The 13,063-nt window shown below is 56.8% G+C and carries 11 protein-coding genes; 6 read left to right on the top strand and 5 right to left on the bottom strand.

Annotation, left to right across the window (positions count from 1 at the left end; genetic code table 11):
• From CWI75_RS08225 to CWI75_RS08215, 3 genes are all read right to left on the bottom strand, one after another.
• On the bottom strand, window positions 1-3,107 hold a 3,107-nt coding region (locus tag CWI75_RS08225; protein WP_146003567.1), incomplete at its 3' end, for a glycoside hydrolase family 16 protein.
• Window positions 3,108-3,426: 319 nt separating this feature from the next.
• Entirely contained in the window at window positions 3,427-4,215 is a 789-nt protein-coding gene (locus tag CWI75_RS08220; RefSeq protein WP_101520969.1) for a LytR/AlgR family response regulator transcription factor, read from the bottom strand.
• Window positions 4,208-5,389, bottom strand: a complete 1,182-nt coding sequence (locus CWI75_RS08215) for a sensor histidine kinase (protein ID WP_241521130.1) — start codon at window positions 5,387-5,389, stop codon at window positions 4,208-4,210. The genes CWI75_RS08220 and CWI75_RS08215 overlap by 8 nt, the downstream gene beginning before the upstream one ends.
• 327 nt (window positions 5,390-5,716) lie before the next feature.
• Here CWI75_RS08215 and CWI75_RS08210 point away from each other — a divergent pair, with 327 nt between their 5' ends.
• A complete protein-coding gene (locus tag CWI75_RS08210) occupies window positions 5,717-7,045 on the top strand; it encodes a M20/M25/M40 family metallo-hydrolase (RefSeq protein ID WP_101520968.1) in 1,329 nt (442 codons plus the stop codon).
• A 104-nt stretch (window positions 7,046-7,149) separates the two neighbouring features.
• A complete protein-coding gene (chaB, locus tag CWI75_RS08205; RefSeq protein WP_101520967.1) occupies window positions 7,150-7,380 on the top strand; it encodes a putative cation transport regulator ChaB in 231 nt (76 codons plus the stop codon).
• Window positions 7,381-7,414: 34 nt separating this feature from the next.
• On the opposite strand, the gene CWI75_RS08200 is transcribed toward chaB, so the two are convergent.
• The gene (locus tag CWI75_RS08200; protein ID WP_101520966.1) at window positions 7,415-8,005 is read right to left on the bottom strand and encodes a hypothetical protein; all 591 of its coding nucleotides are present in this window, start codon (window positions 8,003-8,005) and stop codon (window positions 7,415-7,417) included.
• A complete protein-coding gene (locus CWI75_RS08195) occupies window positions 8,002-8,550 on the bottom strand; it encodes a hypothetical protein (RefSeq protein WP_101520965.1) in 549 nt (182 codons plus the stop codon). The genes CWI75_RS08200 and CWI75_RS08195 overlap by 4 nt, the downstream gene beginning before the upstream one ends.
• A 263-nt stretch (window positions 8,551-8,813) precedes the next feature.
• Here CWI75_RS08195 and CWI75_RS08190 point away from each other — a divergent pair, with 263 nt between their 5' ends.
• From CWI75_RS08190 to CWI75_RS18325, 4 genes are all read left to right on the top strand, one after another.
• Window positions 8,814-9,806, top strand: coding sequence for an aldo/keto reductase (locus CWI75_RS08190; RefSeq protein ID WP_101520964.1), 993 nt, complete (start codon window positions 8,814-8,816; stop codon window positions 9,804-9,806).
• A gap of 135 nt (window positions 9,807-9,941) precedes the next feature.
• Window positions 9,942-11,204 carry an MFS transporter gene (locus CWI75_RS08185; protein WP_101520963.1) on the top strand — a complete coding sequence of 421 codons (1,263 nt, stop codon included), beginning with the start codon at window positions 9,942-9,944 and terminating at the stop codon, window positions 11,202-11,204.
• Between the two features lie 296 nt (window positions 11,205-11,500).
• Window positions 11,501-12,877 carry a tyrosine-type recombinase/integrase gene (locus tag CWI75_RS08180; protein ID WP_101520962.1) on the top strand — a complete coding sequence of 459 codons (1,377 nt, stop codon included), beginning with the start codon at window positions 11,501-11,503 and terminating at the stop codon, window positions 12,875-12,877.
• 31 nt (window positions 12,878-12,908) lie between these two features.
• Window positions 12,909-13,058: a hypothetical protein gene (locus CWI75_RS18325; protein WP_155523009.1), complete on the top strand. Its 150-nt coding sequence runs from the start codon at window positions 12,909-12,911 to the stop codon at window positions 13,056-13,058.
• Window positions 13,059-13,063 lie beyond the last annotated feature (5 nt).

Below are 13,063 nucleotides of genomic sequence, written 5' to 3'. Positions count from 1 at the left end.
ACATCGCCACCGGTATCGCCACAGCTTTCACCGAGGACAATGTCGTCAAAGAGGAAGGTCCAGTTATCCGGATCAGTTTCCGCTGCACCCACAGTGCCGTTGTCGAAGATCAGGGTGATACCCGTTGCGGAGCTGCCCCCGGTCAGGCCGGTGAAATCAAAGCACATCAGCTCCCAGCCAGTACCACCGTGGTTTGCTGTAAGCTCCTGGTTCACACCCTCGAGCTTGAACAGTACCGGTACCGGCCGCGATGACCACACCTTCATGGTGTAGGCCTCGCCCGACGTGAAGCCCACGGGCTCGTCCAGTATCAACGTACTGCCGGCAAAGGTGGCGCCCGCAAACTTCTGCATCTGCCCAACCTGGGCACTCACATTAATACCCTCGATCGCCGGGTTGGCAATCACCGAGGCCGCGCCACCTTCAAAATCATTGAAGGTAAAGGTCCCGGTACCTTCAAAGTCGGTGGTGGATGGGGCTGTAGTGCCACCCCCGTCGCCCGAATCGCCGCCACCGCCTGTCGAGCCGCCTACAATCTCGATATCATCGAAGTGGAATGTCCAGTTTTGCGGATCATTGGCTGCATCCCCGGCTGTACCGTTGTCCACGATAAAGGTCAAACCGGATACATCGGTAGCGCCCGTACGTCCGGTAAAATCAAAGGTGAGGACTTCCCAGCCAGAACCGGTCGTGGATACGACATCCTCTATATCCAGTCCCTCAAGCTTGAAAGTCACCGCCGCTGGCCGGCTGGAGAATACCTTGATACTGAAGACCTCACCGGCGCTGAAGTCCACCGGGGCACTCAACTGCAAAACCGAGCCCGCGAAGGTGGCACCTGCAAACTTTTGCATGGTTGCGACTGACGCACTGCCATTAACCCCATCCACTGACGGATTAGGGCCAATCGCGGTATTACCGCCCTCAAAGTTAACGAAGCTATAACTTACCGGTAGCGCCTCAAAATCGACGGGAACCGTTATTGGTTCCGGCTGGGCTGAGATCTCACTCTCAAACCGCACATTATCCCATTGGTATACGACCTCCTGCCCGCTGAAAGTCGGGAACAGGACGAAAGCACCAACCTGTGAAATATCCAGGCCCCGGGTAATCAACCCGCTTACCGGCACCCGGATAGTCTGCCATTCACCGATAGGCAAAAGTCCCAGTGACTGATCGCCTGTAGAAATCCCGCTGCCGGGAGGCCCATCTACCTTGTAAATCATGGGGTGATCGTTGGGGTTGGACAAAACCCGCACATCAAAAGCCAGTTCGCCTTCAGCCCAGGCGCTCAGATCAACGGGCTGTTCCGAGCCGATAAAGGTCACGCCACTGGCGCCGCTGCCGTCGAAGGTCGTCTCGATAACCACACCGAAACCCTCTTCGCCCGTATCCACCAGCTCCCAGCTAATGTGGTTGCCGGCGGCGCCGTCGGTATAATCACCGCCTATCTCGGTATCAAAACCGACAATCCCTCTTGTCCAGGTAGAGTCCGCAACATTGTCGTCAAATACCACAAGCGGGGTAACCGCCCTGGATTCGATACCACAGAAAGCAGTTCCACCACAGTCCAGGCGCAGATTATCAATGCGCAGGTGCGCAGCGGATGTCGGCTCAAACGTAATCAGGCTTACCAGAGCCCCCATATCAACGGGGTCGCCACCGAATGCGCCTGCATCACCGCTGAGAATATCGCGCAACGGAACCGAAACCTGGCCCCACTCATCCTGGGGCAGGTCAGCAATCGCGAGCTCGGTAACGGCAACATCGGGAAAACCACTGTCGATGCGGACCTGGAGCATACCGGCCTGATCGGTATCAGCGCCGGAAATTACCTTGATATCAAACTTGAAGTCCGCGCTGCTGTCCGGGAATTCCGGAGATCCCATATTAACAAGGCGAAAGGTGGCACCATCGGGATCAACAACTGAAACGTTGCCGCCACCGGATGTAAGGATCTCAATCGCCATACCGCCAGTATCGCGAGCCACCTCGGAAAGGGTAAACGCGCCACTGTTGTCGAATACGCCAAAATCGAGTGCACGCTCGGTGTCGGTGCCGGCAAACAGGGGCACGAGGGCGTCATCATAGAGTGTGCTACTGGTGATTACCGGTGCATCGGCGGGTACTTCAAAGGTCACGAAGGGATTGACGGGATCGATACTGTCTTCGCAACCAAGGCCGGTAGCCGGATCGATGGGACACTCGTACACGCGCACATAATCAACCAGCATCTGCGCGGGAAAGACAGACAGGTCATCGGGATTACCGGGCAGGTTTCCACCTACGGCAATATTCAGCAGGATATGCTGGTTTTGGTCGAAAGGTGCGTTGGGCCCTCCCTCGACAAAACCTTCCTCGCCGTTCTTGAAATAGTAGCTGTAATAAGTATCCGCGCCGACAGTGTAGAAGTTCTCGCCATCGACGAAGAACCGGATGCGTTCCGCGTCCCATTCAACCGCATAGGTATGGAATCCGTCGGTTGGGTCAATACTGTCATTCGCCTGGGAGACAAATTCATTCTGAGGCGCGACCGAGCCGAAATGTACTGCGCTGGTAAAGAAATCCGGAAGAAACTTCTCCATGATATCGATTTCACCCTTGGCCGCCCACTCACCGTAGATGGAAGGATCGGTACCGAGCAACCAGAATGCGGACCACAGGCCCTGGCCAGCGGGCACCTGGATGCTGGCTTCAATTCTACCGAAGGTGAAATCCCGCTTGCCTTCGGAGCGTATACGACCCGAGGTAAAGTCAAAGCCGGGCACCGCCGCAGAATCAGCCCGCGCCTCAATGATCAGGTTGCCATCACTGACCCTCACGTTGTCAGAGGCATAATACTGCAGTTCATTATTGCCCCAGCCGGGAATACCTTCCGCAGTACCGTCACCCAGCTGAATTTCCCAATTGGCAGGGTCGAGCGAGTCCCCTTCAAAGCTGTCCTCCCAGACCATCCGCCATTCACCGCTTGTTGGCGCTACCGGGTTGGCAAGCTCACCGCCCTGTGCGGCATCATCATTGCCGCCGCCGCAGGCGGCCAGGACCAACAGGCTACCTGCCAGCAGCGGACGATAAAAAGCTTCCATTTGCAGGGAAAACGACTTCATGACACGACCCTCGACCTATTTATATTTTTTATGCGAGAAGCGAAGATCTCCGGAGAAGCACAGCGGCTTCGCGCCAAACGACGCGAACACCTGCAACGCATAGACTCAGGACGACCGCGCAAAACCGGCAATTAACATTAAAAGGCCCGGCGCTGCACTACCGCAACTAACGACACCTGATTCTGCTTAACCTGGGGGAAACGGGAAAGGGCAAATGCGACAAACGGGATTTCCTGTGCGACGAAATGACAGCAAAACCGTGAAAGACCCTTATTTTCTGTCCAAATTTGGCTAAAAAGTCAACTCAGCGCTGTCAAAACTACAATAAATGGCGTAGCGCATTACGATAATTACGGCTCACTTTAAGTGCTATATCATCGTTCAGGTGAATCAGGCACTCGCCCTTTGGCAGGGTATCCACTGTCTGTATGTGATCAAGATTGACGATGGTCGAGCGATGAATGCGAGCAAAAACCGGAGGTAACCTTTGGGTGAGTTCTTTCATCGTTGAACGCAGAACATGGGTATCACCGCCGGCATGTATACACATATAGTCACCGGCAGCGTCAATCCAGCCTATGCTTTCGAAATCGATCAGGTCAATCTGATGCCCGTTCTTGATCGGTAATTTGCCGTACTGTTGGAGTTCCGGCGTTATTGAGCTGAAAAGCTCTTTCTCCTCTGCATTCTCCGGTCGCAGGCCATACAGTAGTTTTCCCTTCGGGTTGAAATCCCCTCTCATCGCGAGCTGTTCACGGGCGCGTGCGACGGCGGTACCCACACGCTCGGCGGCAAACGGCTTGAGCACATAATCGAGTGCATTAAGGTCAAAGGCCTGTAATGCGTGCTCGGGATGGGCGGTAGCGAATATGACCAGTGGCATCACATCCGATTGCAAACGCCTGATCAACTGCAAACCATCGAGGCCCGGCATGTGAACGTCGAGAAACATCAGGTCTATTTCCTGGCGTTGCAGCAGACTGAGCGCCTCGCGGCCATTCCGGCAGCGGGCCACAATGGTGATACAGGGAATGTCCGCCAACAGTTGTTGCAGCAGACTCAACGCCAGCGGCTCATCGTCCACCAGCAAGGTTTTGATTTCAAACATTCTCTACCCGCCCCCTGTTTAATGGCAAACGGATTGTTATTTTCAGTCCACCGAGCGGAGAAAAACCTGCTTGCACCGGGGACTCATCACCATAGATTGTCTGCAAGCGCTCCATGATATTCTGTATCCCCACGCCGGGTTGTTGAAAGAGCTTTTCAGGTGTTGAACCACAAACACCATCAACGCCACTGTCCTCAACCGATAACACCAGCCTGCTTGCCTCTGCGAACGCACTTATGCGGATGACCCCGCCTTCCTCCGAGCGACCAATGGCGTATTTTACCGAGTTTTCAACCAGGGGTTGTATCAACAGACTCGGCACCAGACAGTCCTGTACGCCCGGCTCAACCCTGACTTCTGTCTGCAAACGATCTGCGAACCGCACCTGCTCAATATTGAGGTACCGTTTAACGGCCGCCAACTCTTCTTCCAGTTGCACCTCCAATCGGCGCCCCGAGTCGAGAGAGAAGCGTAAAAATGCGCTCAACTGCAAAAGCATATCGTTGGCTTTATTGTTTTCAGACGCAGCAATAAGTGCACCGATCGAATTCAGGGTATTAAACAGAAAGTGTGGATTGAGTTGGTAACGCAACAACTTCAGCTCCGACTCTCTCAGGGCGGCCCGGGCCTTCGCCAGCATCAGGGCTTCGTTACGCTGCCTGGCTTCAATCTCCAGAATGATTTGTTGTTCTTCCTGGAACAACCGGTAGTACTTGATACCATGGTAGAGGGCCGCCCAGGTAAGAAATACGAAAATCGAGGGGAAGATCCAGCCGCCAAACTCATCCCAGAGTCCGCGCTCATCGGTCAGCGCCATAAACAGCAGCAGGCGCAGGACCGCCCAGACCACAGACAACCCCAGCGCGACCGCCACGATAACGCAGATTCGCGGCCAGATGGGGACCGACCAGATGTGCCGGTAAACGTAGCGCATGGGCAGGGAAATAAAAATACCCAGCACGGATTGTAGAAGGTTGTGGGCGAGGTAGGGAACTTCAAACTGATCGTAGGGCAGGCTCAAGCTGACATAGGTGAGCAGGGAAATACCCAGCCAGCCTCCGCAGTGAACAGCCCAGAATAACGCATCCGACTCACTGATCTGATGCCATCGCGGGTTGCGTCTGTATTGCTGGCCTATCGCCGAGGTTTCTATCGGCATCGCCTGTATGGTCATTTTACAACCTCATTATTTGAGGATGAGTATACGAAGCGGGAGGCCGACAGAACAACCCGCAAAGTATAAAATGAATCCGCCCGTGCGACTGGTCCAAGCCCCACCACTGCACGTTACAGGAAGGCACTGCAAACAAGCGAGCAACAGTCATACCCGTGGACTGTATGGTCCGCGTACATTGCCATTCACTGAGTAAGCACTTATCCTCGAGGCCGCACTACCTGATCACCCACGTGACCCCGGGGTTCCTGGCTGCATACACGGCATTGCATTGTCCGTCCTGTTTGCCGGCCGCTGCCCTGCTCTGTGCTTCAATGGAATACACTCATGAATAGACATTTTCGAATACTCGGACTGATTTTCGCCACCCTGGCTTGCACTGTACGCGCTGACATATCGGCTACGGAGAGCCGCATGCTGGCGTTCATTGAGGCCAGCAATCCCGCAGCGCTGGAACTGCTGATTGAGAGCGTCAACATTAATAGCGGCACCATGAACCTGGAGGGCGTACGCGAAACCGGCGAACTGCTCCGCGCCAGATTCGAGCAATTGGGCTTCCAGACCGAATGGCAGGATGGCGCCGCATTCCAGCGCGCGGGCCACCTGGTGGCACGCCATGCGGGCGCGGACGCCGGCCCGAAACTGTTGCTGATAGGCCATCTGGATACCGTGTTCGAGCCTGACAGCCCATTCCAGCACTTTACCCTGCTGGGAGAATCCGTCGCCAGCGGGCCGGGGATCGCCGACATGAAGGGCGGCAACGTGATCATGCTGCAGGCACTCGCCGCACTGCGCGAGGTGGGCGCACTGGAGCAGCTTGACATCACTGTGGTGCTCACCGGGGATGAAGAGTTGAGCGGCCACCCTCTCGCGCTATCCAAGAAAGCCCTGGTGGACGCCGCCATATATGCCGATATCGCGATCGGCTTCGAGAACGGCGATGGTGATTACCGCACTGCCAACATCTCGCGGCGGGGTTCCAGTGGCTGGGTGCTTCGGGTCCAGGGCACCCCCTCCCATTCTTCACAGGTTTTTCGCGAAGACATCGGGCCCGGGGCCATTTTCGAGGCGGCTCGAATCCTGCACGGTTTCCAGGGCGACGCGGTACTCAGGGGTGAGGAATACCTGACCTTCAATCCCGGACGCATCGTTGGCGGCACCACCATCACCGACAGCCAGGTCGACAATGCCGGTACCGCTTTCGGCAAGAGTAATGTGGTGGCGGAATCCGCGTTCGTGGATGGAGATATCCGTGCTATTTCCGCTGAGCAGTTATCACGCGCACAGCGCAGGATGGCGCAAATAGTCGCTGCCAATCACCCTCATACCAGCGCGACGATCGAATTCGATGAGGGCTACCCGCCAATGGCGCCCACCGACGGCAACAGGCAGCTACTCAATCTGTACTCTGCGATCAGTGAAGATCTCGGCTTCGGTCCGGTGGTCGCGGTTAATCCACTGCGCGCGGGCGCCGCCGACGTGTCATTTGCAGCCGATCATGTGGAAATGGCAATTGACGGTCTCGGCATGAGCGGCAGCGAAGGCCACACCGTCAACGAGAGGGGCAACCTTGACTCGCTGCCCCTGCAGGCAAAGAGGGCCGCTGTGCTGATGTATCGACTCGCGCAGGCCACGGTAACCCAACCTGTTAAGTGATTGGCAGACAAGGCCGCAGCTGGTGCTATGCTGATAGTGGGATACAGCACCGCATGCAGTCGGCATGGCCGCTGATCAACGAATCGACAGGTGGAGGATCTGAAATGCCGTATTCATCGAACAGCGAGTTACCCGACAGCGTTCGCGGTGTCTTGCCGCAGGGGGCGCAGGATATCTATCGAAAAGCCTTTAACAACGCCTTTGAGCAATACAAGGACCCGGACGAACGCCGCGGCGATAAATCACGCGAACAGACGGCCCACCAGGTCGCCTGGGCCGCGGTCAAGAAAGAGTATGAAAAAGGCGACGATGACAACTGGCACAAGAAGTCCTGAGTACGCCCCTTGCCAGGTAACCCCACAACCAGATTCAGTACTTGAGCCGGTCCAGTTCGCGGATGTTGACCAACATTTCGTGAATGGCGATCTCTGCCTGTTTGCGGTCCCGCGCTTCCGCAAGCCGGCGAATGCTGTCGACGATTGCGATCCACCAGTTCATGTGGCTGGCGCTCAACTGGGCCGCCACCGCCACCAGGTCGCGGCTGAGCGACACGGTTTCAGCGGCCTCGCGCTTGATCGCCACCAGAGAATCCAGGTCGGGGCACTTCCGGGCCAGCTGGTCGAGCAGGTAATCAATGAACTTCGGATTGGTCTCCAGATCACTGGATGAAGCGGGATCGGCGTCGGGCTTCAGAAAGGCAACATCCAGATGGGACAATAACCCTCGAAACGAACCCCTGAGACTCAGCCAGAGTTCGTGGCGCCGAGCGGCCTCCCTGGAGCGCTGCACGAGCGTCAGCAGCCCAACCAGCAGGAAGCCCTCAATGCAGATACCGATCAGTTCCGGTACGAGGTTGTTATGGAATGGGCCGGGCGACTCAAAAGCGACCAGGTAAACCCAGAGGCCGCCGCCGGCCAATGCCAGCGCCAGCATTAGTACAATCAGGAATACGCGGCTCATGCAGGCGCGTCTCCGGTTTCGGCCAGGGCCTTGATTACCCTGGCAATCCTGTCCGCTTCCTCGGGCTTGAGATCCAGCGGTAAATTGGCCAGGTAAACAACGTGATCATTCCTGATCCGGACAGGCACGACATTACTCGGGTTTTCTATCGCCTCAAGGGTGACGCGCTCGGCAGCCTGCTGCTCGGGACTCAACTCACCGCCCCGGGTGAACGCACGCGACCGCTCGCGCCGGGCCGTCGTAAAGGTGGCGGGGTTTTCAAGCCAATCCAGGTATTCGGTCAGGGCCGCAGCAACCCGCTGACCGTAGATCTGCAGCGTTTCCGGGCGAATACTCGAGCCCTCCAGCTTGTGAAACCGCGAGAGCAGCTCATCGACCTTGATCTGCCGGATATCCAGGCGTTCAGCCTCGTACAACTCTCCGGCGAGGTGCTCCAGCGCCTTGCGCCTGGCCCTCGCGGTGGCCGGATTAATCAGGCCCTCCATGCCGGCTTGCTTGAGGAAGCTCAACAGTGCTTCCAAGGTGTATGAGTCGTTTGCAACCATGACATTATTACCGTGGCGTGTTTCAGCGTGTGGCGAACCCAGCGTGCCAACAAGGGTAAGCGCCGCCCGGAATGATCGGCGAGTATGGGCAAAACATCAAGCGCCGGTAATACCGCATCAATCGTGACACAGCGGGTCGGATCATTTCTCACTCCAGCCCAACATGCCCAGACAAGCCGACACTTTGCCCGATAGCTCGGGAGCACCTATGCTATCAATAGCCACAGCGGATAAATAACTGGTCGACCAACCCGGGAGGAACCATGAAGACTATTCCATTCGGCAAGACGGACATCAAGGTTACCCCTATAGGCCTGGGCACCTGGGCGATCGGTGGCTGGATGTGGGGTGGCACGGACGAAAACCAGTCCATCGATACCATTCGCGCCGCCGTGGATGCCGGCATCGGCCTGGTGGATACGGCGCCGGCTTATGGCTTCGGTCGCTCCGAGGAAATCGTCGGCAGGGCCCTCGCCGGTGGCCGCAGGGACAAGGTGGCTCTGGCCACAAAGGTGGCTCTGGACTGGGACGCCGAACAGAATAAGGTGTGGCGCGATGCCAGCGCCGCACGCATCAAACATGAGATCGAGGATTCCCTGCGCCGCCTGCAGACGGACCATATCGACATCTACCAGGTGCACTGGCCCGACCCGAAAACTCCCATGGAAGAAACTGCCCGGGCCATGGAAACGCTGTACAGGGACGGAAAAATCCGCGCGATCGGCGTGAGTAATTTCAGCCCTGAGCAGATGGAACAGTTCGCGCAGGTGGCGCCGCTACACAGCCTGCAGCCGCCCTACAATCTGTTTGAACGACAAATCGAGGATGCCATCCTGCCTTATTGTCGCAAGCACGACATCGCAACCATCACTTATGGTGGGCTTTGCCGGGGCATGCTCAGCGGTCGCATGCACGAGGACCGCGAATTTCCCGGCGATGATTTGCGTAATGACGACCCGAAATTCCAGGGCGATCGTTTCCGGCAATATCTCGATGCCGTGGCGGCGCTGGACGATTTCGCGCAGGAGTATGCGGGGAAAAATGTGCTGGCACTGGCCCTGCGCTGGCTGATCGACCAGCCCGACGTCACCACGGCACTGTGGGGTGCCCGGCGACCGGAGCAGCTGGAACCGCTGAAAGACATTGAGGGCTGGTCCCTGGACGATAACGCGATGAAGCGCATTGATGAGATCCTGGCCGAACATATCAAGGACCCGGTCGGCCCGGAATTTTTGGCACCGCCTGAACGCAGGTAAGCCTGTAAACCGGAACAAGTACCGGGCAAAGTATATCGCCAAATCGGATCTGTTCGATTACATTGAGCGCTTTCATAACCCACGCAAGCGGGGAGTGCAAAACCCAACGTTGCTCAAGCGCTGTCAGGAAGGGTTATGTTAAAGACGATATCGGGCGTGTGGCCCCTTCTGCTCGGCATCGTACTCATCATGCTGGGCAACGGCATGCATTTCACCCTGATCGGTCTGCGCGGTGGTATCGAGGGGTTCTCTGCAGCAGAACTGGCCATCGTCACCTCGATGTATTTCATGGGTTTCTTGTCCGGGGCCCGGTTTACACCGCGATTGATCCAGCGGGTAGGTCACGTGCGCGTATTCGCCGCATTGGGCAGTTTCATGTCGGCCGGATTAATCGCGTTTCCATTGCTCACCGAACCCTGGGCCTGGGCGGTGCTGCGACTTCTGGTGGGCTTCTGCATGTCGGGCATCTACGTTACCGCCGAAAGCTGGTTGAACGATGCCTCCACCAACGAAACCCGAGGGAAAGTGCTGTCCGCCTATATGATAGCGCAAACACTGGGTATCATCGGTGCCCAGGGGCTACTGACACTGGGCGACGCCGGAACCTCCGTTCTGTTCATCGGTGCATCAATACTGGTCTCAATTTCCTTTGCCCCCATTTTACTGTCTGCCACTCAGGCCCCTTCTATTGTTGTCGCCCGCCCCATGCTTTTGCGTCACCTTTTCCTGGGCTCGCCGCTGGGAACCGTAGGCATTTTTCTGCTCGGCAGCGCCTATGCGACCCAAACCGGGATGGGCGCTGTATTTGGTTCACAGATTGGGATGACGGCCACACAGATCGCGCTGTTCGTGGCCATGTTGTTCGCGGGTGCGCTGTTGCTTCAATTCCCCATCGGCTGGCTGTCAGACAGAATGGACAGACGCAAACTGATTTTTGCCGCCGCCCTGCTCGGGGCTGCTTCCTGCTTGTTGGGAGGGATAACCAATGGGCATATCTGGCCATTGATGGCGGCCGCTTTCTTCGCGGGTGGCGTAACAACTCCTCTTTATGCCCTGTTTCTGGCCTATACCAACGATTCACTTTCAGCCGACGACATGCCCGCTGCTTCCGGCGGACTTGTCTTCACATTCGGGCTGGGTGCCATTGCAGGCCCGTTGATCACCGGCTGGGCGATGCAGTCGATGGGTCCCTATGCCTTCTGGCCAGTAATGGGTGGAACCTTCGCCATGATCGCAGCCTACGCCTTGTATCGAATGACGCAGCGGGCCGTTATCCCGGTTACAGAGACCGAAAGCTATCTCGGCGTGGTACCTACCGCATCGCCCGTAGCCGTCGAAGCGGCCGGTGTCTGGGCCGCCGAACATGCCGAAGCCGAACGAGAGGCTGAGGTGTCGTAACCGGCCACGGACCATTTCATCACATTAATGACCCGCAGCCTGTAGACGCAAAATATAGGGGTCCGTAGGTAGAACCGTTATTTTTTATTTTTGCCGATAGCTTATTGATTTATACAGATGTATGGCGGTGAGGGAGGAAGCCTGGAAGCACGATTGATTGAGATTGTTTACACCCAATAAAGACAGTAAAAGCACTATAAATAAAGCCCTTTTTAAACTTTCTGTTGCAGCAATCCCTTGCAATCAATATCATTGATTCTCAAACCTATTGTTGGTAACAATGTGGGGACCAACAAGTGCCGAAAGAAGCCAAGCGTTTAAGCGACCGGCGGGTCGCTGCATTAAAAACCCCAGGATTCTACCCCGTGGGCGGGGACAAATCCAAAGGGTTGGCGCTATCAGTTGCCCCTAAGCGTGGCAAGGGCGCCGAGGGCATGGCGCGGTCATGGGTTTTGCGAGTAGCTACCGGAGAAACCCGACTAAGCAAATCGGGTAAGCCCTTTGCTGTTCGACGAGATTTTGGGCTTGGCAGCTATCCTGAGGTAGGTTTAGCCGAAGCACGGGAGCGGGCCGCAGAGCTTCGCGTACAACTACGCAACGGGGTGGACCCGGTGGAGAAGCGCAAGTCCGAACGGGCCGCAATGAGGGCAGAATCTGCCAAGCTGCGGACGTTCGAGGCCGTGGCCCGCGAATGTCACAAGGTACGACAATCAGAATTCAGAAATGAAAAATATGCCGCCCAATGGCTCACCACTCTGGAAACTTACGCGTTCCCGAAACTAGGCAAGCTTTCAGTGGGTGATATTGAGACCGGGCACCTTGTGGATGTGCTGCGGGACATCTGGACAACGAAACACGAAACTGCCAACAACGTCCGGCAACGCATCGGTAAGGTGCTGGACTATGCCACCGCCTGCGGGCTGCGGACTGCGCCAAACCCGGCAGACATGCGCGGGGGGCTGCGGGAACTGCTGCCAAAGTCCGGTGCTGTTCGCAAGAAGGCAGGCGGCAGACGGCATCACGCCCGGATTGCTGTGGACGCAATGCCGCGATTCTGGGCCGACCTGACCGCCAAGCGGACCAGCAGCGCCAAGGCCCTGCAATTTACCATCCTTACCGCAGCACGTTCTGGTGAGGTACGGGGCGCAAGGTGGGAAGAAATCGACTTCAACGCCCGCGTATGGCGTCTCAGCGCGGACCGCATGAAGGCCGACCGACTTCACCTGGTACCTCTCTCCGACGCCGCTATCGAGTTGCTGGGGACCATGAAGACCAAAACCGGAAAGGAAACCCGGACCGGGCTGATATTCACTAATTACCACGGTGCTGCGCTGTCAGACATGGCCCTGTCAAAAATGATAAAGGACATGCACGCCGTGGCCGTAAAAGGCGGCACCCCGGGCTATGTTGATCCTGACCAGGGGCGGATTGCCACCCCGCACGGCACCGCCCGGAGTAGTTTCAAGGATTGGGCGCGCCGCAGCACCTCCCGAGTGCTGGCCGATGGTAACCGTTCCAGTTTCCCGGATGAGGTGTCAGAGTTGGCCCTCGCGCACGTCAATTCCGATGAAACCCGCAGCGCCTACGCCCGTGACGAACTGCTGGAGGACCGACGGGAGCTTATGCAGACATGGGCCGATTATCTACAAGTCGGCAAACCAATTCCCAACTAGCTGTTTTAATTTACTTTTAGCGGTAACGCCCGTGGCAGATCGCACCGAAATGCATAACGAAGCAGAACTGATCTCGGCAAAACTCCGGCAGTGGCACTTCAAACAACGCCTGCCGCCGGGCACAGGGTTTGCAGTTCCTGAAAAAGCTGATTGGTTGCGGATTCAAGGAAGCGAGCTCTAAAAAAA

The organism is Kineobactrum sediminis, assembly GCF_002868715.1.
Taxonomy (GTDB): Bacteria; Pseudomonadota; Gammaproteobacteria; order Pseudomonadales; family Halieaceae; genus Kineobactrum; species Kineobactrum sediminis.
This window is presented reverse-complemented; position numbering and strand designations above follow the sequence as displayed.